General features: G+C 52.4%; 25 protein-coding genes. 5 read left to right on the top strand and 20 right to left on the bottom strand.

What is annotated here, in order from left to right; translation table 11 throughout:
* Positions 1-214: 214 nt before the first annotated feature.
* The gene (mpaA, locus tag MUU46_RS20860) at positions 215-940 is read right to left on the bottom strand and encodes a murein tripeptide amidase MpaA (RefSeq protein WP_159758916.1); all 726 of its coding nucleotides are present in this window, start codon (positions 938-940) and stop codon (positions 215-217) included.
* Positions 941-1,173: 233 nt separating this feature from the next.
* Here mpaA and MUU46_RS20865 point away from each other — a divergent pair, with 233 nt between their 5' ends.
* Together MUU46_RS20865 and MUU46_RS20870 are read left to right on the top strand one after the other, a co-directional pair.
* Positions 1,174-2,790, top strand: a complete 1,617-nt coding sequence (locus tag MUU46_RS20865) for a peptide ABC transporter substrate-binding protein (protein ID WP_258966549.1) — start codon at positions 1,174-1,176, stop codon at positions 2,788-2,790.
* Between the two features lie 132 nt (positions 2,791-2,922).
* On the top strand, positions 2,923-3,135 hold the full coding sequence (locus tag MUU46_RS20870) for a hypothetical protein (protein ID WP_159758920.1): 213 nt from the start codon (positions 2,923-2,925) through the stop codon (positions 3,133-3,135).
* Between the two features lie 37 nt (positions 3,136-3,172).
* On the opposite strand, the gene MUU46_RS20875 is transcribed toward MUU46_RS20870, so the two are convergent.
* A complete protein-coding gene (locus MUU46_RS20875; RefSeq protein ID WP_258966550.1) occupies positions 3,173-4,405 on the bottom strand; it encodes a sensor domain-containing diguanylate cyclase in 1,233 nt (410 codons plus the stop codon).
* A 66-nt stretch (positions 4,406-4,471) separates the two neighbouring features.
* Positions 4,472-6,592 carry a putative bifunctional diguanylate cyclase/phosphodiesterase gene (locus MUU46_RS20880; protein ID WP_258966830.1) on the bottom strand — a complete coding sequence of 707 codons (2,121 nt, stop codon included), beginning with the start codon at positions 6,590-6,592 and terminating at the stop codon, positions 4,472-4,474.
* Between the two features lie 437 nt (positions 6,593-7,029).
* On the opposite strand from MUU46_RS20880, the gene MUU46_RS20885 reads away from it, so the two are divergent.
* The 3 genes from MUU46_RS20885 (at position 7,030) to ynaL (ending at position 9,818) form a co-directional block, all read left to right on the top strand.
* Entirely contained in the window at positions 7,030-8,199 is a 1,170-nt protein-coding gene (locus MUU46_RS20885; RefSeq protein ID WP_258966551.1) for a methyl-accepting chemotaxis protein, read from the top strand.
* Positions 8,200-8,422: 223 nt separating this feature from the next.
* Complete coding sequence (gene zntB / locus MUU46_RS20890) at positions 8,423-9,406, top strand: zinc transporter ZntB (RefSeq protein ID WP_258966552.1); 984 nt, start codon at positions 8,423-8,425, stop codon at positions 9,404-9,406.
* A gap of 274 nt (positions 9,407-9,680) precedes the next feature.
* Positions 9,681-9,818, top strand: a complete 138-nt coding sequence (gene ynaL, locus MUU46_RS20895; protein WP_159774631.1) for a proline-rich small protein YnaL — start codon at positions 9,681-9,683, stop codon at positions 9,816-9,818.
* Positions 9,819-9,871: 53 nt separating this feature from the next.
* Here the strand turns inward: ynaL and ttcA are convergent, their stop codons facing one another.
* The 17 genes from ttcA to MUU46_RS20980 form a co-directional block, all read right to left on the bottom strand.
* Positions 9,872-10,807, bottom strand: coding sequence for a tRNA 2-thiocytidine(32) synthetase TtcA (ttcA, locus tag MUU46_RS20900; protein ID WP_258966553.1), 936 nt, complete (start codon positions 10,805-10,807; stop codon positions 9,872-9,874).
* A gap of 170 nt (positions 10,808-10,977) precedes the next feature.
* Entirely contained in the window at positions 10,978-11,142 is a 165-nt protein-coding gene (locus MUU46_RS20905; protein WP_159758930.1) for a hypothetical protein, read from the bottom strand.
* Positions 11,143-11,519: 377 nt separating this feature from the next.
* A complete protein-coding gene (gene ompC / locus MUU46_RS20910; protein ID WP_159758932.1) occupies positions 11,520-12,644 on the bottom strand; it encodes a porin OmpC in 1,125 nt (374 codons plus the stop codon).
* Positions 12,645-13,005: 361 nt separating this feature from the next.
* Positions 13,006-16,530, bottom strand: a complete 3,525-nt coding sequence (gene nifJ, locus MUU46_RS20915; protein ID WP_258966554.1) for a pyruvate:ferredoxin (flavodoxin) oxidoreductase — start codon at positions 16,528-16,530, stop codon at positions 13,006-13,008.
* Between the two features lie 32 nt (positions 16,531-16,562).
* A complete protein-coding gene (locus MUU46_RS20920; RefSeq protein ID WP_258966555.1) occupies positions 16,563-17,864 on the bottom strand; it encodes a site-specific integrase in 1,302 nt (433 codons plus the stop codon).
* 52 nt (positions 17,865-17,916) lie between these two features.
* Positions 17,917-18,162 carry an excisionase family protein gene (locus MUU46_RS20925; protein WP_125353927.1) on the bottom strand — a complete coding sequence of 82 codons (246 nt, stop codon included), beginning with the start codon at positions 18,160-18,162 and terminating at the stop codon, positions 17,917-17,919.
* 209 nt (positions 18,163-18,371) lie between these two features.
* Positions 18,372-18,602 carry a hypothetical protein gene (locus MUU46_RS20930; protein ID WP_258966556.1) on the bottom strand — a complete coding sequence of 77 codons (231 nt, stop codon included), beginning with the start codon at positions 18,600-18,602 and terminating at the stop codon, positions 18,372-18,374.
* Positions 18,603-18,610: 8 nt separating this feature from the next.
* A complete protein-coding gene (locus MUU46_RS20935; RefSeq protein ID WP_032103556.1) occupies positions 18,611-18,850 on the bottom strand; it encodes a DUF4222 domain-containing protein in 240 nt (79 codons plus the stop codon).
* Entirely contained in the window at positions 18,828-19,049 is a 222-nt protein-coding gene (locus tag MUU46_RS20940; RefSeq protein ID WP_258966557.1) for a hypothetical protein, read from the bottom strand. Before MUU46_RS20940 ends, MUU46_RS20935 begins: the two co-directional genes overlap by 23 nt.
* Positions 19,049-19,267 (bottom strand): TraR/DksA family transcriptional regulator, encoded by a 219-nt coding sequence (locus MUU46_RS20945; protein WP_258966558.1) that lies wholly within the window; start codon positions 19,265-19,267, stop codon positions 19,049-19,051. The genes MUU46_RS20940 and MUU46_RS20945 overlap by 1 nt, the downstream gene beginning before the upstream one ends.
* Positions 19,268-19,557: 290 nt before the next feature.
* Complete coding sequence (locus MUU46_RS20950) at positions 19,558-20,217, bottom strand: MT-A70 family methyltransferase (protein WP_258966559.1); 660 nt, start codon at positions 20,215-20,217, stop codon at positions 19,558-19,560.
* Positions 20,214-20,378, bottom strand: coding sequence for a hypothetical protein (locus tag MUU46_RS20955; RefSeq protein WP_258966560.1), 165 nt, complete (start codon positions 20,376-20,378; stop codon positions 20,214-20,216). The genes MUU46_RS20950 and MUU46_RS20955 overlap by 4 nt, the downstream gene beginning before the upstream one ends.
* Positions 20,375-20,812, bottom strand: a complete 438-nt coding sequence (locus tag MUU46_RS20960) for a regulator (RefSeq protein ID WP_258966561.1) — start codon at positions 20,810-20,812, stop codon at positions 20,375-20,377. Before MUU46_RS20960 ends, MUU46_RS20955 begins: the two co-directional genes overlap by 4 nt.
* A complete protein-coding gene (locus MUU46_RS20965; RefSeq protein ID WP_258966562.1) occupies positions 20,809-21,429 on the bottom strand; it encodes a lambda exonuclease family protein in 621 nt (206 codons plus the stop codon). Before MUU46_RS20965 ends, MUU46_RS20960 begins: the two co-directional genes overlap by 4 nt.
* Positions 21,429-22,175, bottom strand: coding sequence for a phage recombination protein Bet (gene bet, locus MUU46_RS20970; protein WP_258966563.1), 747 nt, complete (start codon positions 22,173-22,175; stop codon positions 21,429-21,431). The genes MUU46_RS20965 and bet overlap by 1 nt, the downstream gene beginning before the upstream one ends.
* 15 nt (positions 22,176-22,190) lie before the next feature.
* Positions 22,191-22,469, bottom strand: a complete 279-nt coding sequence (gene gamL / locus MUU46_RS20975; RefSeq protein ID WP_258966564.1) for a host nuclease inhibitor GamL — start codon at positions 22,467-22,469, stop codon at positions 22,191-22,193.
* 8 nt (positions 22,470-22,477) lie between these two features.
* Entirely contained in the window at positions 22,478-23,482 is a 1,005-nt protein-coding gene (locus MUU46_RS20980; protein WP_258966565.1) for a hypothetical protein, read from the bottom strand.
* Positions 23,483-23,520: the final 38 nt, after the last annotated feature.

Here is a 23,520-nt window from a genome sequence, read left to right on the forward strand (position 1 = left end):
AGGGTGCTGAGATGATTGAGTGGGAAGACGAAAGCGTCGCAACGCAGGACGAGCTGATGAAACGGATGATTGATACCGTGGCTGCCGTCGTGCTTGTCGTCATCGTGGTAGCTGGGTTGTATTTTGCCTGACGTACCAGATGATTTGTAAAAGAACCCGCATCGCTCCGGCCATGCGGGTTTTTTATTGGCTGAATTGTCACCGTAAAATAATTTCAACGCGTTGATGATAATTCCGGATGCCAGTGCAGCAGGCTGGTCATCGCCGCCAGATATTTTTCGCTCGCTTCATCGGATGAAATCGGCGGGAATTCCGCAGTGATGCAGTGCAGGCTGAGATCGGCACACCAGCTGCCGAACGAGCCTGGCGTCGCGTAGCCAACGCTTGTCACCAGCGGCAGTTCAAAGCTGTCTGCCAGCCATTGACCCAGTACCGTTTGCTGCGGATCTTCAATACAGGCCAGCGGATCGTGGAACGATACCACCCATGCCGGGTGAATTTTGTGGATCAGTTGACACAGAGCTTCGGTTTCCGGCTCGGAGCCGGGGTTATCCCCCGTCAACAGCACCACGTCACGGCTCTCTGCGGAGCTGTTCCAGCGATAAACCGTTTCACCGGCTTTCCAGTTTGCAGCCGGAAAGTTACGGTTGAGGTCGACCCCGTTAGCGTTGGCGCGTAACCCCAGTTGGCAGCCGTCCGGGTTGACGGTCAACACCACGTGATGGCGTCGCAGGTCAGGGGCCAGCGTGCGCAGTGCGCAGGAAAGGGTGACGATGGATGAGTTTTCATCGCCATGCGTGCCCGCAATAATCAGCCCGCTGTTGTGATCGGCGAGCGGGGCGGGGAACCAGATCAGCGGTGCGCCCAGCAATGAACGGCCATAGTGTTGAGTTCCAGGCGGAAACGCGCCGCGCTGCTGGCGTGGTCGGGTGGAAGGCATGCTTAATCCTGCTTTATGGTGTTGTTTCTGGCAGTGTTGTTCATAACTAACCGAGAATCAAATAGTTTCCTGTCAGTCATTTCTGAAACCCATTAGCGCTGCCCTTTAAGTCATTTCTTAATCCTTTTAGCTATCCCCCTCAATATTTTGTCACAAGTCATTTGCAATTCTTCCTGTTGAAACAAATAATTACCCGACTAAGTTGGCTGGTTTTTTTGGAACAAGGGGATCCCATGAAGTTTCCTGTATCGTCTATCTGTTTTGCGTTGGCGCTAAGTGGCGTTTCTTCTCTTTCCTTTGCGGCCGACGTTCCGCAGGGAACCGTTCTGGCGCAGCAGCAGATGCTGGTTCGTCACATTAAAGATGAGCCTGCGTCGCTGGATCCGGCGAAGGCGGTGGGCTTACCGGAAATTCAGGTGATCCGCGACCTGTTTGAAGGCTTGGTGAACCAGGACGGGAAGGGCAATATTATCCCGGGCGTGGCGACCAAATGGCAAACCAACGATAACCGCACCTGGACTTTCACTTTGCGCGATGACGCGAAATGGTCCGACGGCACGCCGGTAACAGCACAGGACTTTGTCTACAGCTGGCAGCGCCTTGTTGACCCTAAAACGACGTCGCCGTTTGCCTGGTTTGCCGCTCTGGCGGGCATTACCCATGCGCAGGATATTATCGATGGCAAAGCGACGCCGGATAAGCTGGGCGTGACCGCAGTCGATGCCAAAACCTTGCGCGTTCAGTTGGATAAACCGCTGCCGTGGTTCGTGAACCTGACCGCCAACTTCTCCCTTTATCCGGTGCAAAAGGCCAACGTCGAAAGCGATCCTAACTGGACCCGTCCTGGCAAGCTGATAGGTAACGGCGCCTACGTGCTGAAAGAGCGCGTGGTGAATGAAAAGCTTGTGGTTGTGCCAAACGCAAACTACTGGGATAACGCTAAAACCGTCATCAAGCAGGTGACGTTTGTGCCGATTAATCAGGAATCGAACGCCACTAAACGCTATCTGGCGGGCGATATTGATATCACCGAATCGTTCCCAAAAAATCAATTCAAGCAGCTGCAGAAAGACATTCCGGGGCAGGTGTATACGCCGCCGCAGCTTGGGACGTATTACTACGCGTTTAACACCCAAAAAGGGCCAACTGCGGATCCTCGCGTGCGTCTGGCGTTGAGCATGACCATTGACCGTCGCATCATGGCGGAAAAAGTGCTCGGCACCGGCGAGAAACCAGCCTGGCACTTTACCCCGGATGTGACTTCTGGCTTTACGCCACAGCCAACTGCCGCGGAAAAAATGAGCCAGGAAGAGCTGAATGCGCAGGCGAAAACGCTCCTATCGGCCGCAGGCTATGGACCGGGGCGTCCGCTGAAACTGACGCTGCTGTACAACACCTCTGAAAACCACCAGAAAATCGCCATCGCAGTGGCGTCGATGTGGAAGAAAAATTTGGGCGTTGATGTGAAGCTGCAAAACCAAGAGTGGAAAACCTACATCGACAGCCGCAACACCGGCAACTTTGACGTGATCCGCGCGTCGTGGGTAGGGGATTATAATGAACCGTCAACCTTCCTGTCGTTGCTGACTTCCACGCACACTGGGAACATTTCTCGCTTTAACGATCCGGCGTACGACAAAGTTATCAACAAGGCTACGCTGGAAACTACCGAAAAAGCGCGTAATGACGACTATAATGAAGCCGAGAAAATCATAGCGGCTCAGGCTCCGATTGCGCCGATTTATCAGTACACCAACGGGCGTCTGATTAAACCGTGGCTGAAGGGCTATCCAATCGGTAACCCGGAAGACGTGGCGTACAGCCGCACGATGTACATCATTAAGCACTGATTCCTCTGAATCGCAACGAAGCCCGGCGTGAAGACGTCGGGCTTTTATTTAGGATAAATAACCACTCTATGGACATGGATAACGCAGCGTAGGCGAACTATGCTTAGTTAATATCCTGTATCAGGAGGGGATATGTTGACGCATTCTGAAGCAAAACGATGGGCCGCGATCATGCTGAAATCCGCACTGTGCGATGGTATGAACGCAGAAGAAATTTTCAGACAAGTGCATCTGGTGTGCGATAAACATGGGAAAGAGTGTCTTGAGGAATTAATAGAAGAGATCCTGGTGGAAGCCGGGCGAATCGGGCCTCAGCATAGCGCCGGTGAGTACAAACACCATTGACGCCAACGTGCATCAAAACCGCCTGCGGGCGGTTTTTTTATGCCGCCAGAACTCTATTGCGCCCGTCGTGCTTGGCCTGATAAAGCGCTTTATCGACGCGTTTGAAAAGATCATCGATGGTCTCTTGTGCCTGATGACAGGCCACGCCGATGCTAACGGTAAAGCCGGGCAGACCCTCGCCGCTCAATTTTGTGACGCTGTCACGAATGCACTCCGCAATTTCCAGTCCCGTATCCAATGCCGTTCGCGGCAGCAGCAGCACAAACTCTTCACCTCCCCATCGGAAGATAAAATCACCGCTGCGACTACTCGATTCCAGAATTCTTGAAAGTTGTACCAGTACTTCATCTCCCTTCAGATGACCGTGAATATCATTGATCGCTTTGAAATTATCGGTGTCCACCAGCAGCAAGCAGTAATCGTTTTTCAGCGGCAGATGGCGTGAGGCCTGGCCTTCAGTGAGGGCATAGAACTGGCGGCGGTTCAGCAGACCGGTAAGAGAGTCACGTAGTGCGGCGTATTCCAGTTCCTGCTCCAGCCGTTTTTGCTCGGTAATGTCGTGAATAATGCACAGCATTAGTCGATCGCCGTCAATGACGATTGGCCCGGCGTAGGTCTGCACATGTCGCGTCGAGCCATCGGCCATCTGGTGTACGAAGTAGAGTGGTTTATGCCCTCCGGGCAGCCGCGCAATTTCTGCCATCACCGGTAGCACCTGGCGTCCCAGGGTGTTGATTTCCCAGGTGTGCTTCTGGCACATCTCTTCCCGGCGATAACCGTAAAAACGCAGCGCCGCGAGATTGGCATCGACAATCAGCCCATCGCGAGCGGTGTCGATAAGCAGCATTGGCGCAGTAGTGGTCATGAAAAAGCGTTGGTAGAAATTGTGACGGCCGGATTTATAGCTGACGGAACGGGCATAACTTTCCGTTGCCGCGTGAGGAATGTTCGCCCCTTCAAACAGGATGACCGGCGCCAGGCCAGGAAAGGAGGCTAACGTCAGCCGACAGCGCAGCGCTAAATCACCGGCAAGAGTCGCCAGCGTCCAGATTTCGACGATTTCATGCTGATGCTGAAGGTCATTGAGGTACAGCGACAGCCGCGTTTGCGCACAGGCAGAAAGTGGCCCGAAGCGCAGGGCCGATAACGAGCTTTCCCCCGTCAGCGCCTGCGCGGCATAGTTGGCAAAAATTAAACGCTCGTCGAGCGGATCCACCACCCAAAGTGGCGTGGTCAGGTGATGGTAAGCGGACAATTCGGCTGGCAACATTGCATTATCTCCCTGGGCGAATGTCATCCGCCACCGGCACGTATTAAACATAATGCATTTACAGTTTCACGCCTGTTTTTTTTGCACCGCCGTGACGATGGGCGCGACGATAATGTTTTTCGCACTTTCGATTTGCGCCAGCAGCTGCGGGATCTCTTTTACCGGCAGGGCTTTGGAAAATAAAAATCCTTGTAAATAGCCGCAGCCGAGGCTGGTTAATAGCTGCTGCTGATCCTGCGTTTCGATACCTTCGGCCACGACATGCATGTTCATCGAATGGGCGATATCAATAATAGTGGCGACAATTTTGACGTTCTTGCTGTTGTCGCGAATATCGCGCACGAAACTTTTATCTATTTTCAGCTCCCGCGCAGGCAGGTTTTTCAGCGTCAGCATGTTCGAATAGCCGGTGCCGAAATCATCGATTGAAACGGTGATGCCCATCCGGTTGAAGTCGTTAAGGATGTCGATGCTGCGCTCAAGATTACGCAGGGCAGTACTTTCGGTCAGCTCAATGGTCAGGCGCGACGGCGGTACCGCGTGACGAGCCAGTGCCCCGCAAATGGTGTCATAAATATCGAATTGCTCAAACTGCGCCGCAGAAAGATTAATCGACAGACTCCAGTCCTGATGGCCCTGATCCCCCCATTGACGCAGCTGCATACAGGCCTGGTCAATAACCCAATAGCCGACCGGAATGATAAGACCGGTGTTTTCCAGCGTTGACAGGAACACGTCCGGCAGCAGGATACCCTTCGCCGGATGACGCCAGCGCAGCAGCGCTTCGAAGCCGTGAATACTTTTATTTCCTGCGTGATACTTTGGCTGATACCACAGCTCTAACTGATCGCGCTCCAGCGCCTGAGTGAGATCTTGCAGAAACTCCGCGCCTTCCCAGGCTTTTTGCACCATATCAGGATGGTAAATCGCCCAGCCGTTTCGGCCCTGCTGCTTGATGTTGTACATCGCGGTATCAGCTCGCAGCTTCAGCTCCTGCAACGTTTTACCGTGCTGCGGGAACAGGCTGACTCCGGCGCTCAGCGACACCTGCAGAATTTGCCCGGCCTCGTAAAACGGACGGCGAACGCATTCCACCATGCGCGCCACTAAATCTTCGACGTCACCCTGTGTGGCGTCCGGAACCAGCAAAATAAACTCATCGCCGCCCAGGCGGGCGAGGGTCATTTTGGCTGAAAGGCAGGCGCTGATGCGGTTGGCGACGGACACCAACAGGTGATCGCCGACGTGATGCCCCCATGCATCATTCACCAGTTTGAAACGGTCCAGATCCATAAAAATCAGGGCAAATGGCGAGTGAGTCACCTGCGATTGTTGCAGGCAGGCTTCGAGACGTAAATCAATCTGGCTACGGTTCGCCAGACCCGTCAGGCCGTCAAAACGTGCCTGCTGTTCGAGCTGTTGGTTGAGCAGCTGCAGATTCTCCGTAAGCCGGTTGGTTCGCAGCTGTGAATCAACCATCGAGATTATCAGCATCACGCCGAGGATGGCCAGGGTTGTGGCCGATACCCAAATGGACAGCCCGAGCTCGCTCACGCCACCGGTCATGGCCATATTGTGGCTCTGATCCTCGAATTCTGCGGCACTCATGCCTGTGTAGTGCATGGCGGCGATGGCGATGCCCATCACAACCGCTGCGGTCATACGATTAATCAAAGCACCTTTGCTGTTGAGTCGCAGACTGAACGCCAGCCACAGGCCGACTCCGGAGGCGACAATGGCGATGATTATTGATAGCGCCACCAGGCCGTAATTCCAGCTAATGTTGTCATGCATCATCAGCGCAGCCATGCCGACATAGTGCATGATAACCACGCCGCTACTGAGAATGGCGGTGGCGAGGCACAGACGTTTGAGAGATAACACATTGCCGTTAACAGCAATATTGATAGATAACGTCGCAGCAACGACTGCCACCAGTAATGACACTGCTGTTATTGCAAAGTCATAATGCATCATCATAGGCATTTTCATCGCCAGCATGCCAATAAAATGCATCGACCAGATCCCAATTCCCAGCGTTGAACCGCCGGCAAGGCGCCAGAAAAGTGCAGCTTTTTTATTGGAAGCAGCAATCTTTGCCGCGCTGTCCAGCGCCACAAATGACGCAATAAAGGCGACTAAAAAGGAAATGCCGACCAGAACCGGGTCCCACGAAACATACAGCATCATGCAATCCACTTCTTTTTAAGATTGTTAAAGCAATGTAACAGTAAATCCTTGGGCGATGCTAATGAAATAAAGGAGAAGAAATGCCGTATTTCTGCCGATTGGATCTGCCATTTTGATTTTTTACTGAAAGGTAAAAAATATCGCGCAGGAAGTACACTAAGGCTTAAGTATCACTTAACTGTTATGCAGTGGCAGTAAAATGAAATGCGATTTGTGAGGTTGTTTGGGCGATAAACTATCGCATTGTTGGCGTGAAATGTTAATTTTTAGGAGAAGGTACTGGAAAGCTACTGATGTGTCAGATAAACCATTCGCCAAAGTCAAACTCACCATCTTTAACGGTGAATATTAATTTGTAATGGGAATTATATTGAAATGGTGAAAGCAACTGCTATAACCATATCACCCCTCCGAGTATCTCTGTGAGTCTGATTATGTTAAGAAATATTAGTGTCAGAACATTCATATTGATGTTTTTACTGGTGGTTTTCTTAATTGTCGATATTTTTGCTGTTCTGTTATCTGCGAGCGTAGCGGTAATGGTCATGTTTAATATTTCATGGCTGGTGGCGATATCGTTGTTATGGCTTTATATGACTAAATATCTGGTGACGCCAATTAATGCGGTAAAGCGCAGTATTGATGAAGTCACGTCAGGTAATTTATCGGTGTATATCCCTGAGTTTGGCAATAACTGCGCCGGACGATTAATTCCAGGCATTAATAGTCTGTCGACAAATATTTCAACGCTGGTATCGGAGATCCGCGCGTCGTCACAAACTGCGATGACCTTGTCTGAGCAACTGGCGAATCGTAGTGCAGAGCTCTCGGTGACATCAGAACAGCAGTCTGCAACCCTGATGCAGACCGCTTCCAGCATGGAAGAGATCGCCGCCAGCACCAAAAACAATGCGGAAAATACCCGTCTTGCCAGCGGGCGTGCGGGCGATGCTACGCTCTGTGCCCGTAAAGGCGGTGAATTGATGGGCGAAGTGGCGACCAATATGCAGTCTATTACCGACTGTGCCCGTCAAATGACGGAAATTATTAGCCTGATTGACGGCATTGCGTTCCAGACTAATATTCTGGCACTTAATGCAGCGGTAGAAGCGGCGCGGGCGGGCGACCACGGAAAAGGATTCTCTGTGGTGGCTGGTGAAGTGCGAAATCTGGCTCATCGCAGCGCCGAGGCGGCGAAAAATATTAAAACCCTGATCAGCGTCACCAGCGATAACGTGACCCAGGGGGCCAGTATTGTTGCCGAAGCCGAGAAGAATATGCAGGACATAGTTTCCGGCTCCGGATTATTGAGTAACCTGATGGAGCAAATTTCCTGCTCGACGCTTCAGCAGGAGAAAGGGATTGAACAAATAACGCAGGCATTATCTGAGCTGGAAAAAGTGACGCAGAGTAACGCGGCGGTGGTAGAGGAATTAGCCGGTTCGTCAGATGTTTTAAAACATCAGGTTGTCGAGTTGCAGACCCGGACACGAAATTTCCGTCTCGGCAACGATGCGTCAGCGCCAGTCACTCCGGCGATAACGCCACAGCCAATGCCTGCGGCAGCAATCGGCACTGACAGAAACTACTGGCACTCGTTTTAACGGCACATAAATCTCGCTTAACGGGTCTGCTTTGGCAGGCCCGTTTTATTTCGCGCTGCCAATATTTCATTCTTGTTAACGATTTGCACATTGCGCTGCGCATCGGCCTGCCAGATAATTCTGCTTTCATGAACAAATTCAGTGCGATGCCGGTGCGGCATTTTGCGTATTGCCCTTGCGGGGCTAGACTTCATTGCATATTCAGAAGATTAATGGAGGCGTTGTGGAAGCCATTAAGGGAGCCGATGTGAACGTACCTGATGCGGTTTTTGCCTGGATGCTGGACGGAAAAGGCGGGGTTATCCCGCTGGATGATGACAGGGCTATCGATAAAGAGACCCCGTGCTGGCTACATCTTAACTATACCCATCCTGAAAGCGCAGAATGGCTGGCGACGACACCCCTGCTACCAAACAGTGTGCGCGATGCGCTGTCAGGCGACAGCCTTCGCCCTCGTGTAACCCGCATGGGCGAAGGGACGCTGATTACGCTGCGCTGTATCAACGGCAGCACTGATGAGCGTCCGGACCAACTTGTGGCGATGCGTCTGTATATGGACGAGCGACTGATTGTGTCGACTCGTCAGCGTAAAGTGTTGGCGCTGGACGACGTGGTAAAAGATCTGGAAGAGGGCACCGGCCCCACCGATTGCGGCGGCTGGCTGGTAGATGTCTGCGATGCCCTGACCGATCACGCCAGTGAATTCATTGAGGAGCTGCACGATAAAATCATCGACCTCGAAGATAATCTGCTCGATCAGCAAATTCCCCCGCGTGGCTTTCTGGCTCTGTTGCGTAAACAGCTGATTGTAATGCGCCGCTATATGGCGCCACAGCGAGACGTCTTTGCGCGTTTAGCGAGCGAACGTTTCCCGTGGATGAATGACGATCAGCGCCGCAGAATGCAGGATATCTCTGACAGACTTGGCCGTGGGCTGGATGAAATTGACGCCTGTATCGCGCGCACAGGAGTGATGACCGATGAGATCGCGCAGGTGATGCAGGAATCCTTATCGCGCCGAACCTATACCATGTCACTGATGGCAATGGTGTTTCTGCCCAGCACGTTCCTGACGGGGCTGTTTGGCGTTAACCTCGGCGGCATTCCGGGCGGCGGATGGCATTTCGGCTTTTCGCTGTTCTGTATCGGGTTGGTGGTGCTGATTGGTGGTGTTACGTGGTGGTTACATCGCAGTAAATGGTTGTAAGAAATAGGCTTTATGACAACTTATGCGCCTAAAAACACCGCCAAATTTGAGCGAGGTCAATAAACGCTATACCCATTCAGGGCAATATCTTTCTCGCAGGTGAATGCAACGTCAAGCGATGGGCGTTGCGCTCCATATTGTCTTACTTCCTTTTTTGAATTACTGCATAGCATAAATTGATTCGTACGACGCCGACTTAGATAAGTCGGCTTTTTTTTGCCTCATACTCCAGAACAACTACCCTTAAAGAACACACAAAGAACTGGAGGCAAAAATGACGTGGCGACTCAGCGACCCAATTCCCACCGATCCCGTGCCAGTACCTGACCCCATTCCACGACCTCAGCCGCTGCCCGATCCGCCTGGTGATCCAGACCCGCATCCGATTATCGATCCGCCGCCGTTTGGCTAGCAAACGGACATAAAAAAGCCCTCGTGTAGAGGGCTTAATCATTGATTGCGGGCTTATTTGATTTCGACGATATCGAGACGGTTAGCAATAATATCCGTTTCTTCATCTTCCGGCTGCCAGCCAGCAGGCTGCAACGGGATTTCTTCTCTGTCGAACGCCAAATCGCCGCCGTTCACTACTTCTGCACCATGTTTCAGACCTTTAAAGTCAAACAGTTCGGTATCGCACAGATGCGAAGGCACCACGTTTTGCATCGCGCTAAACATGGTTTCGATACGGCCAGGGTAACGTTTGTCCCAGTCGCGCAGCATATCGCCAATCACCTGACGTTGCAGATTAGGCTGAGAGCCACACAGGTTGCACGGAATGATCGGATACGCTTTCGCTTCGGCGAAACGTTCGATGTCTTTTTCGCGGCAATAGGCCAGCGGGCGAATGACAATGTGCTTTCCGTCGTCGCTCATCAGCTTCGGTGGCATCCCTTTCATTTTTCCACCGTAGAACATGTTCAGGAAAAGCGTCTGCAGGATATCGTCGCGGTGATGGCCGAGGGCGATTTTAGTCGCGCCAAGCTCCGTGGCGGTGCGGTACAGAATGCCGCGGCGCAGACGTGAGCACAGTGAGCAGGTGGTTTTGCCTTCCGGGATCTTCTCTTTAACGATGCCGTAAGTGTTTTCTTCGACAATCTTATACTCAACGCCGAGCGTCTCGAGATAAGCCGGAAGGATGTGTTCCGGGAAACCTGGCTGCTTCTGATCGAGGTTAACCGCGATCAGGCTGAAGTTCACCGGCGCGCTCTGCTGCAGGTTGCGCAGAATTTCCAGCATCGTGTAGCTGTCCTTACCACCGGACAGGCACACCATAATGCGATCGCCTTCTTCAATCATGTTGTAGTCGGCAATGGCTTCACCCACGTTACGGCGCAGGCGTTTTTGAAGTTTGTTCAGGTTGTACTGGTCTTTCTTACTCGTTTCTTGATTTTGCGACATGTAATGATGGCTCTGGTCGTAGGTAAATGGCAGCCAGCGTCAGGAGCACTGACGATCACCGGGATCATTGATGGATTGTAGCAATAATCTGCGGCTGCCCTATCGAAAGTCTGGCGTGTATGGTACGGATTACAGCACCGAATACCAGCGTGATTTATGTCGCAATGCGTTTACTTACCGGGTTTTTTGATTTCGCTGATTGGCATCATCAATTCTTTCAGCAGCGCGTAGCGTTGCGCTGGGGTCAGATACAGCGGACCAAGGCGATTGATACCCGTAGGCTCTTGCAGCCAGGTGGCTTTGAAATTGAGAAGCAAGGTATGAATACTGTTCATGATTTCGTCTCCTGTTGTGATGAATTCACTTTAGAACAGTAAAACCGGAAGAGAATAGGATGGTATTAAAAATATAGTTCCGGGTTTGTTGCAGCAGGCTGAAAGTGAGCAATAAACAACCAGGTAACAATCATTTTTATCCATATTGTGCGATAGAAAAAAGATTGAACTTATCCGTCACTGTTACATTTTAAATGGTCGTTTCTTTCTCAATGGGGTAATAAAGGGAACTTGCCAGACAAACCGCTGACACTTTTCGGGAAGAAAAAAGACCAATTAAGTTCATTCTCAGCCTCAACGCGATTTCTGATTGTATTTTTCGGGCATAAAAAAACCCGCCGTTAACGGCGGGTTTATTACAACAAGCTTCGACTAAATTAGAACTGGTAAACCAGACCCAATGCTACAACGTCGTCAGTGTTCACGCCGTTGTCTTTGGTGAAGGTGTTGTCGTCCAGCAGGTTGATTTTGTAATCAACGTAGGTAGACATATTTTTGTTGAAGTAGTAGGTCGCGCCCACGGATACATATTTAACCAGATCCTGATCGCCAGCAGAGGTGCCGTCGACGTTGTTCAGTTCCTTACCTTTAGACTGCAGGTAAGATACTTCTGGACGCAGACCGAAGTCGAACTGGTACTGAGCAGTCACTTCGAAGTTCTGAGTTTTGTTCGCGATGGTGTTGTTGTATTCGCTGCCGTAAGAAGTCATGTTACGGGTTTCAGAATACATGGTCGCCAGGTAGACGTTGTTCGCGTCATACTTCAGACCAGCAGTCCATGCGTCAGCTTTGTCGCCGCCTGCAGTGGAGAAGTTGGTCTGATCGTTGGTACGGTCAGAAGACGCGTACGCAGCACCTGCGCTGAAACCAGCACCGAAGTCATAAGTGGTGGAGAGACCCCAGCCGTCGCCGTTCGCATTTTTCATGTTACGGCCGTTGCTGTTGTTGGTGCCTTCGCCAGAACCTGGGTTTTCGTTTTTACCCTGGTACTGAACTGCGAAGTTCAGGCCATCAACCAGACCGAAGAAGTCGCTGTTACGGTAAGTTGCAACACCGTTAGCACGGCCAGTCATGAAGTTGTCGGCTTTGGTGTAGGAGTCGCCACCGAACTCTGGCAGAACGTCGGTCCATGCTTCTACGTCGTACAGTACGCCGTAGTTACGACCGTAGTCGAATGAACCGTAGTCGCCGAATTTCAGACCCGCAAAGCCCAGACGAGTCCATGCCTGATCGCTGGAGCCTTCAGTGTTGTTTGCCTGAACGTTGTATTCCCACTGGCCGTAACCGGTCAGCTGGTCGGTAATCTGAGTTTCGCCTTTGAAGCCAATACGGATGTAGGACTGATCGCCGTCTGCACCCTTGTTATCGGAGAAGTAGTGCAGGCCATCGACTTTGCCGTACAGATCAAGTTTGTTGCCATCTTTGTTATAAATTTCTGCTGCGTGAACTGCGCCTGCAGTTAATAACGCAGGGATTACGAGTGCCAGTACTTTTCTTTTCATTTTAATAATCCTTTAAGCTGTTTTTATACTCTGCCTTCCTTACGGGAAGTAAGGCCATGCTAATGTAGAGATATCTAAAGAAGGTAAGCCTCAATTGTTACTATATGAGTAAAATCTAAATAAAATAATACAGCTGAAATCTTGATTGGTTTGGTGAATGAATGGGATGGAGACATTGATGGTGGGAATTATACAGGGGAAGTAAATCGATCTATTATGGCGTCGTTATATGCCTAATTTGCCACACAAATTGAGACGTTGCTGTGTGTCGTTATGTGATTTCTATATTAGTCAATATCAAATGACAAGCCCGAACAGATGTTCGGGCTTTTTTTGTTTATTTTTGGATTATGAGTGAGTATTAATCACTGGTTGACTTTTCCGCCTTACCGGCCATTTGCGCAAGGAAATCATAGCGTTTTTGCAAATCGGCTGCGGCGTCTTTCCACAGTTGTTCGGCCACCTCAGGCTGCTGTGCGTTCAGACGACGGAAACGCTGCTCTTTCATCAACGTGTCGGCGAGGGCATCTGACGGCGGACGTGAATCCAGTGCCAGCGGCAGTTTACCCTCATCAGCACGACGCGGATCGAATCGATACAGCGGCCAAAAGCCGGTAGCGGTGAGCTGACGCATCTGATCGTGGCTCAGAGCTAAATCATAACCATGTTCCTCACAAGGGCTATAGGCAATGATAAGCGACGGTCCCGGATACGCTTCCGCTTCCTGAATCGCTTTCACTGTCTGGTTAAGCTGCGCGCCGAGCGAGATCTGTGCCACATAGACATGCCCGTACATCATCATGCTCACGCCCAAATCTTTGCGCGATTTACGCTTTCCGTGCTCGCCGAATTTGGTGACTGCGCCGAGCGGCGTTGCTTTCGACGCCTGTCCGCCGGTATTGGAATAACACTGCGTATCCAGCACCAGAATATTGACGTTTTCCGTCAGACTCAGAACGTGGTCGAGACCGCCAAAGCCGATATCGTAAGCCCAGCCGTCGCCGCCAATCAGCCAGATGGATTTTTCCACCAGCGCATCAGCGTCGGTGAGCAGCTCCGTTGCGCCGTCCACGCCCTGTAAATGCTGGCGTAACGACGAGACCTGTTCACGGCGTTCTTCCGGCGTGGCTTCGGCGTGCAGCGCCTCGTTCAGCTCAGCCGGGAGTTTATCCGCGAATGTTTCGAGCAGGCGCATCACACGTTGGCGGTGTTGATCGACAGATAAACGGAAGCCCAGGCCGAATTCGGCGTTGTCTTCGAACAATGAGTTCGCCCATGCCGGGCCACGACCGTTAATGTCAGTGGTGTATGGCGTTGAGGGCAGGTTGCCGCCGTAAATAGATGAACAGCCGGTGGCGTTGGCGATCATCATTCTGTCACCATACAGCTGAGTCAGCAGCTTGATGTACGGCGTTTCACCACAGCCGGAGCAGGCACCGGAGTATTCAAACAGCGGGGTTATCAGCTGCGAAGTACGGATGTCGATACGTTCCAGTTTGGTTCTGTCGATTTCCGGCAGGTCGAGGAAGAAGTCATAATTCACTTTCTCTTCTTCAACGTGATCCAGGCGAGACATCATATTGATGGCTTTAATACTTGGATCCTGACGGTCTTTCGCCGGGCAGACTTCCACGCACAGATTACAGCCGGTGCAGTCTTCCGGTGCGACTTGCAGCACATATTTCTGGCCACGCATATCGCGGGATTTTACGTCCAGGGAATGCAGGCTCCCTGGTGCGTTATCCATATCCTCAGGTGAAACGACTTTGGCGCGAATGGCCGAATGCGGGCAGGCCGCGACGCAGTGATTACACTGGGTGCACAGATCTTCTTTCCATATTGGAATTTCTTCGGCGATATTGCGTTTTTCCCAGCGCGTGGTGCCGACTGGCCAGGTACCGTCCGGCGGTAGCGCGGAAACCGGTAACGCATCGCCAAGCCCGGCCAGCATCGCTGCGGTCACAGTTTTGACAAAATCAGGCGCGGCATCGGAAACCACCGGCGGGCGATTTGGACTGTTGGTATCGACCGGCTGCAGCGCCACTTCGGCCAGCAGTTCCCGCGCCATCGCCAGTGCCTGCCAGTTGCGTTCGACCAGCTCCTGGCCTTTGCTGCTGTAGCTTTTGGCAATCGCGCCCTGAAGTTCAATTAGCGCGCTGTCGCCCGGCAGTATTTGTGTCAGCTGGAAGAACGCCATTTGCATCACGGTGTTGATGCGCGCCGCCAGCCCACATTCGCGGGCGATTTTCGCCGCGTTGACGATATAAAAGCGGGCCTGCTTCTGATTCAGAACGGCCTGAACTTCACGCGGTAGTCGAGACCACACTTCCTCGACACTGTAAGGCGTGTTGAGCAGGAAAATCCCACCAGGCTTCAGGCGTTCGGCCATTTGATATTTGTCGATGAACTGCAGCTGGTGACAGCCCACAAAATCTGCCTGCGACACCAGATACGCCGAGCGAACCGGCTGCTCAGAGACGCGTAGATGCGACACTGTCAAACCACCGGCTTTTTTCGAGTCATACACGAAATAGCCCTGGGCGTACCACGGCGTCGAGTTGCCAATGATCTTGATATTGTTCTTGGTTGCCGACACGCTGCCATCGCTGCCCAGCCCGTAAAACAGGGCTTCGAGTTTGGCGGTAGACGGTAGCGTGTTTTCCGGCAGCGGCAGAGACAAATTGGTCACATCGTCGTAAATACCGACGGTGAAACGTGGCTTCGGTTTGGCGGCGCTCAGCTCGTTAAAAACAGCCAGCACGCAGTCAGGGCCAAACTCTTTCGACGACAGGCCGTAGCGGCCACCAATGACGCGCGGCAGCATTTCGCGCTCGCCGCTGTTAAAGGCTTCCGCCAGGGCGGTCATTACATCGAGGTACAGCGGTTCGGCATGAGCGCCAGGCTCTTTGGTGCGATCCATCACCGCCAGCGTTTTCACGCTTTGCGGGATCTCTGCCAGCAGATGAGCGGCGGAGAACGGACGATACAGACGCACTTTCAGCACGCCGACCTTTTCGCCGCGAGTCAGCAATTCATCAACCACTTCTTCGCAGGTGCCAATCGCCGAACCCATTAGAACGATAACGCGTTCGGCCTGCGGATGGCCGTAGTATTCGAACGGCTTATACTGGCGGCCGGTAGCGCTGGAAAAATCATTCATCGCCTGTTCAACGTGGCTGTAAACCGCGTCATACCACGGATTGGTCGCTTCGCGAGACTGGAAATAAGTATCCGGGTTAGCAGACGTACCGCGAATCACCGGATGCTCCGGGTTCAGCGCGCGGGTGCGGTGTGCGTCGATTTCGGCCTGTGGCAGTAGATTGCGAAGGGTGTCATCGGCCAGCGGCACAATTTTGTTGATCTCATGGGACGTGCGGAAACCATCAAAGAAATGAATGAACGGCACCCGGCTTTTGAGGGTCGCGATATGTGAAATCAGTGCAAAATCCTGCGCTTCCTGCACGTTAGCCGCGCTAAGCATCGCACAACCGGTTTGGCGCACGGCCATTACATCCGAATGATCGCCAAAAATAGACAGGGCGTGGGTTGCGACGGTACGCGCCGCGACGTGCAGCACAAACGGCGTTAGCTGCCCGGCCAGTTTGTACAGCGTCGGGATCATTAATAACAATCCCTGAGAAGAGGTGAAGGAAGTGGAGAGGGCGCCAGTCTGTAACGCGCCGTGAACCGCGGCAATCGCGCCCGCTTCAGACTGCATTTCCACCACCCGGGGCACGTCGCCCCAGATGTTTTTCAGCCCATTCCCCGCCCAGGCATCAGCCTGTTCCGCCATCGTCGAGCTTGGCGTAATCGGGTAGATGGCAATCACTTCGCTGGTGCGAAACGCCACCGACGCGCAAGCGCCGTTACCGTCTGTTGTAATCATATGGTTGGTCTCATTGCTTAACTATAAGATTTTCATGGCCTTTTGGCTGTATGTTGTACAGCCTGGGGCACCACTGGGGCAGTAGCAGGCATTTTTTGATTTAGTATCCCAACCTGATCTGCATTGTTCTCACTCATCCATGCTCCATATACGATGTAGACCATCTGAGCGTTCCGGTGCCCCATCTGAGTTGCTATAAACGTCGGGTTTGCCCCAACAGCTAATGCCCAGCATGCGTATGTGTGGCGGGACTGGTATGGATTTCGATATCTGATCCCGGCTCGTTTAGTCAATCCCTCCCAGGAGGAGGACAACGACGTTACTGAATAGTGGTTCGTTCCCGCCGGATTTTTTCTGGTGACCTCTGGGTTAAACACAAAGGTGCAGGGGTGAGTGCTTGAGCGTCCGTACTCGCGCAACTTCACTTCGACCTTTTTTTGTTTTCCCAGCCGGGTCAATTCAAGCTGGCTTTTCAGAGCTTCGATAGCCGGCTGGATCAAATGGATGATTCGATCAGTGCCAGAATCTGTCTTCGGCAGCGTGAATTCTTTCGCGCGCGTATACGTCCTTCTAACAATGATAGTCCCGGCTTTCAGATCTATGTCTTCCCAGGCAAGGGCACAAAGTTCACCATGTCTCATTCCAGTATAGACAGCGAGGGACCATAGATTCTTGATCTGCGGATGATTGGCTGCCTCTATCAACCGTACAAACTCATCTCTTTCTAATGGATCAGGCTCCGGCTTTGATTTCTTCAACAACGAAATCCCTTCAAACGGGTTCTTTTCGATATACCCATTTGATGCCGCAAACTGGAACATGCCACCAGTTATCACCATGTACCCATTAACGGTAGGTGCTTTTCGCCCCATTTTCGCCTTCTTCTGTCCGCCCTTCAGAAGGTGAGCGCCGGTCAGGAGTTCTTTTCGCAAGAACAAAAGATCTTCCTGGTTCACCGCTGAAATCAACTTCCTTGCTCCAAGCCAGTTCACCATAATTTTGATCACGGATTCGTAGCTACGCATCGTGTTGTTTGAGGTTTCCATCCTCTTCAGATCCAGCCACTTTTCAGACAGGTCTGACAGCGTGATTTCTTTACTCTGTAGGCCGAAATGACGCAGATTCACAGAGTCCGGAAACTGAGCCGCGTAGTTAAAACTTCCTGTCTTAATCGCAAAACAAACTGATGTCCTCAGCTCGCCAGCTATTTTTCTGTTTTTCGGTGTATCAGGCACGCCCAAGCTTTCGCGTATGCGCCTGCCTTTGTAATGGAAAACGATACGCAGTTTTCCACCGTGGTTTTCAACGCCGGTTGGATATGTTGGTTTTACCATTTGTCCTCCTGCGCCCAAGAGCTCAATTAGAGTAACCACACAGCAGGGCACATCAAAGGTCTATTCCCGGCTGTTTTGATATTTGATTCTCTATCCAGCGATCTACGGCTTCGCGATTATAGAGACACTCACTTGTTGGCTTTGGGACGCCGTCAGGGGACACATGTACGTATTCTCTGCCGACCATCCAAGATTCTTTTCTTGCTCTGAGAATGGTTCCTGGCTTTAAGCCAGTCACCGCGATCAGCACTTTTTCAGCTACCCATTTATTCGGAGTCAGCTGGATAATGTGTTCCATAGTCACCTCGGTTCAATGCAAGGCCACTACATCGGAAAGATACCGCAAAATTTCATGCAGGATTTTCCCGTGAGTAGCACTACCAGATATTGATTGGATGAATTTTCGCAAGTACGTAGATAAAAACGCCCGGACGAACCGGGCAAAAGGGATAACGGTGGCAGTGCTTTCGCACCCAATAGCCAGCTCATAACTGGCTATCAGTTGCGTCAATCGTCTTCATCCTCTTCCCAGTCATCGTCGTAATAAGGCGAGGCCAGAAGAGGGTTGGTAGCGGAAAGAATCTCGCCAGCTGCACCCTGGCGCTGAAGTCGGCGAAGCGCTTCGTATAGCTCGAAAGCTTCGGTTCGCTCATCACCAATCTCTAAGGTGCACGCTACTTTATGCGCCTCGGTGACCAGGGTTGATAGCTGGTTTCGGATGTCCTGGATGGTGCTCATAGTTCTCCTTAAGCCGCACGCTGGGCGCGCAGCTTCTTCAGGTGTTCTGCTGTTTCGATTTCTTCGGCGATCCGCTCGGCCTGAGCCTTGGTCAGCGGCTCGAATTCATGCTGAAAACGGCCCATGCTGGCGATGCAGGTGCGTCCGTTGCGGATGTAGTGGATGACTTCGTGGGTCGCGCGGAGGATTTTGCAGGGCGCTCCGTGGGGATCGGCGTACCAGGTATTAGGCTGGATTATCCTGAACATTGGCTGAGTCCTGATTGATCCTCAATTCCTCGCGGTATGCCGCAACCTCTTTAGCCTTTCTTTTCTGCTGAGGTGAAGGCTTCGCATGCTCCCAGACAAAAGGCCAGTTGCTTCCCCATACCTGCCAGCGTCTATTGCTGATCCGGTACGTGTTATTGATGTGGGCGCCAACCAGTCGCCGGGCTTTTCTGTTATCCATCACCAACCCCTCTGCTTATTCCGTAACTCGACAATCTGAAGGCATGCAACACACATCGTGCATCCCGGATACGCCTTCCTGCGCTCATCGCTAAGTGAGTCACCGCACTCTGCGCAATGCTCAGCTGATACGGCGTTGCGGTTGAGTCGGTGAGCGGCGAGGGCATTGTTACGTTGTAACTCTTCGGTTTCTGATGCTGAATCAATGATATCTGGCATATCAGTTGTCCTTTAAAATGCCGTTGACCCTGCCCATTTCAACGAGAAATCGGGAGAATGGCTGGCAGATTGCTTTTATCTGGTCGTAATGGCGCAGGATGATCGGCCTGGTGACAGAGTCGCGATTACCGACGAAATTGGAGGTGGCTCTTTTGCATTCGCCGATACATTTGCGAGCCTGACATCTAATGATGTTGTGCTGCTCTGGTGTCATTGAAGCAATCCCATATTGGCAAGCATTAACACGCATACAACGAAGCCAAGAGCCAGAAGCAGGCATTCAGTTGTTGTCATGCAGCCTCCGTTTTTACAACGTCGATTGCACAGCCGGGCAACAATTCAACCGCGGCGGTAGCGCATTGATTTCCCCAGTGATGCCAACCTGGTGCAGCGCTGCGGCTAAACAGCTCGATGCGCGGCACGTCACCGTAAAGCAACTCCAGCCGGTGGCGGACTTCCCATGGCTTTTCGCTGTGAGCGCCGAGAGGGCTGTACACTACCTGCTTAATTCCGGCATTCAGGCGTTCCAGGCCGGTGCCGCAGGTGGCAATAAGCAGGTCTTCTGTATTGGCCCGGGTATGGTTACCGCCATTCATGCGGGTCTCGGCGTTCAGCACATCGAGAAAGTCGTAGAAGTCGGTGATTTCAGCCTCGGACAGCGCCTTGTTAATGCGTATCTCGGTATTCTGATTCAGCTTCACCCATGTGAAGGCCTTCATCGTGCGAACGGTAAACCCCCAGGCCTCGGCCAGTTCGATTGCTTCCTGGTTATGCGTGCCGGTGTACCACATCGCCAGCACCGAGTTTTTAGCGGCAAGCTCCCACACTGGAAGACGCTTGATGTCGATCAGCTTCATGGTGGAGTAGTGGTCTGTGGCGGCACCATTGCTGATGGTGTTGCTGTAAGACCAGGGGGGATCTGCATAGATAAGAGAGTATTTTCCGGTCATTGCACACGCTCCGGGTCAATCCGATCCCAGCCATTCCGCTCGATGTTGGCCTGCAACCGACGTTCGGCGACCTCCTCAACGCTTCGACCTGTTAGCTCTGCCACCTTGGCGTTGTTGTGGCGCCAGAGCAGCGCCAGTTCATCTGGTTTCCAGTCCGTCATAGAACCGCCTCGAATTCGTTTATGTACAGGCCTGCAGCAATCAGGCGACTGCGGCGTGCTGCTTTCTCGATATGCTCTTGGCGTCGACCCTCTGCCGCATGAAAGATTGCGCGGCGAGTACATAACCGAGTCTTTGCTGTCAGTGACGTTTGCACGACATACCGTGCCGGGGTCGACATCGTGAAGTGCCGATCGACAATTCCGGTCTCAGTTATCCACGTAGGTGAAGCAACGATGTTTGCCACCAGGCCGCCGCCGCGAGTAAGCGTCCGGGCTACCCGGTTAAACTCGATGAGGGTAATGCCGAGCATCGCCGCCAGTTCGGCACCGGTTGCCTGGCCGCCGCGCTTGGTGATGAGCCAGGCCGCGCGCTCTCGCATACCTGATAACTTGCCAGGGCGGCCAGAATGCCGGTATTGAGGGACTCGTTTCATGCGGCGTGATCTCGATGGGTTATTTTTTCAATTTCCGCATCCAGTTCGGTGAGAAACTGAATCACCTCTGTTTCGATTTCCTTCGCCAGCACCTCATCCAAATTGATTCGTTTTTTGAAATAGGAGAGATTGGCGGGCAGGCGATCATCAAAGCTGACGAAGTCGCACCATTTGCGACCGGTACACATCATTTGCGCATGCATTTGCAGCATGTACTGCCGCTTTGGCTCGCCAGTTTTCAGCGTTTCAAGATGGGTCCAGGTGTTGGGGCACTTGATTTCGATAAGCCCGTCGTCGTTAACAAGTCCGTCAGGGCTAGCAGCGAATCCGGGTATTGCGGGGTGGTCCATGAGCCCAACTTCAGTGATTTCTGCATCGAACTCATTCAACGCGTACATCTCTCTCGCCACAGGCTCAAGTTCAGTGCCGCGCATCATCGCTGCATTAGAAAAACCTTCTTCAAGTTTCCCGGTCAGCCTCTGGCAAATTAACTCGGCCATGTAGTTATGCCGGCTGGCAGAGTAGCCCGACTTGGTGCGGGCCATAACATCAGCCAGGCGGCTGGCTGTGACCTTTCCACAGCGCGCGGCAAACCATTCTGGTGTACGTTGTTCCATTATTCAGCCTCCATCTCGACGGCATTGGCAGGTTCTGCGTTGTCGACAGCAAGACTCATGTCATACATGCGGCGTTTCTCAACTACGCCGATCACCTGTTTTTCTTCGGCGCTCAGCGCCACCCAAAACTCTTGATACTTAACAGTTCCAAGGCGCGCGGCAGACTCACCTTTCGCGATCAGTTCTGGCCGACGGCTGTCTGATTCATGACCCGCATGAACTTCTGCCGTTGTGCCTTCAATAACTCGTTCAGCTTCATCCTGGTCGAAAATGCCAGCGAATCCAAAGGCGAGGCGCGCACATTGGATCAGCGTTTTATGGCGGAGCATGCGGGTAGGGTGAGACTGCCATGGCTGTGTATTGCGCTTACACTCACCCATGTATTCAGTGACGATGGTGGGGTGCTTGCGATCCTTGCGGTAAATTTTGCAGGTGCATGCGCCTTCATCTTTGTCGTAGGAGAACTCCATGCCATCAAACTGTGGGTGCTCGTTGATAATGCGAGCCCATCCGTCAACCCCGACGACAGGGACAATTCCGCCTTTATCGGGGAATGCATAAATCTCTTTTGTCCATGGGTTGAGGCCGTACTGGTTAGCAACGATCAGCAGGGCAGTAAATTGCTCATCGGTAACGTTGCCGCCTTTGAATGCTGTATTCTTCAGCGTATTCATCAGGTCTGTCCCAGCATCCATTCCGAGGCGCGCGGCCAGTTTCCCGGCCATCGTTGAGAGTGCTGTGCTCATGTGGTTTTCCTTAAATTAAAACTGGCATGGCGCCCGGCGCTGCCATTCTTCTTCGGCGCGGGCGTAGCAAATGCGGGAGATGTAGTCGTTGTATATTTCCTGAGCCTCAGACCCAATCAGTGCGAGGCACGCCTCTTTCGAGATGAATAGGGAGCGCATTTGAAGCGGGTCAGTTGGAAACATGGCGATCAGCTCATTGGCCCGGTCGTCGATCCACTTCTCTTTCTCTTCGGTGAGCTGTTGCTCAACCCAGCGCCGTTCTTCGATTCGGTCGTAAGCTCGAAATGCGTTCATGGGCCACCTCAGTAATGAATTTTGGTGCGTGGAACCAGGCCATCTTTCAATGCCGTAAGCACTTCGATAGCTTGCTCGCGGGTCAGACTGGTATTGGCGGTGAGAGCGTTGACGATATCGGTGCCGACAGCTTTGCGATGCTTCACGTCGGCTTCACGTTTAGCCGTTTCATCAGCGATGCGTTTCTCTTCTGCCAGCCGGGCCGATTCCTTTGCTTCGGCTTCGCGCTTAATGAGATCAGCTTCTTCTTGCGCTTTGCGCTGCTCTGCCGCAATGGCTTCCTGCTTCTCGCGCTCCGCTTTCTCGGCTGCGGCCTTCTTGTCGGCCTCGGCTTTCAACTCGGCGGAGATACGGTCACGTTCAGCTTGCTCGGCCTGTGCTTTCAGAGCTGCTTCACGGTGAGCAGCTTCAGCGCGTTCTCGCTCTGCTTTCTCTTCAACTTCACGCTTGGCCTGCTCAGCAGCCTGGCGTTTCAACTCTTCTTCGTGAGCGATTCGCTGGCGTTCTACTTCAGCTGCTTCATCAGCCCTCTGACGGTCAATATCCTTATTCATCAGCAGCGCCATTTCGTGATCTGATTCAAACTGAATCGCGCGCTGTAAATCGATGTTTTCATTCATCACCAGCGCTTCAGTGTGCAGCGTATTCATGGCTTCCTCAGCCTTGATGCGCTCCTGCTCGACTTCCCACTCATCACGGGGCTTTAGAATTGCGTCACGAATGGCATCGCACTCACGGGTGAATAATCGCAACTCATCTTCAGCGGGCTTAACCTCTTCCTTCAATCGCTTGAGGTATTCGCGACCAGGCTTCTCAATAGCTGTTTTGCTGGACCCAACCATGCGCGCAAGGCTGCCAATACGGTCACGGCCTTGTTTAGTGGTAACGTCTGGCACTTCTTTAGCCAGCTCGCGGATTTGCTCGAGAAAGCTGTTGAGCCCTCCCGCGCTATATAGCATTGGCGCCTGGTCCGGTTTAATTTCGATGACTGTTAAATCCGTTACTTCGCTCATGATTACTCCTGATTTTGGCTGTGCGAATCCCGGCACCG

Origin of the sequence: Scandinavium tedordense (assembly GCF_024764965.1) — a bacterium.
GTDB lineage: Bacteria > Pseudomonadota > Gammaproteobacteria > Enterobacterales > Enterobacteriaceae > Scandinavium > Scandinavium tedordense.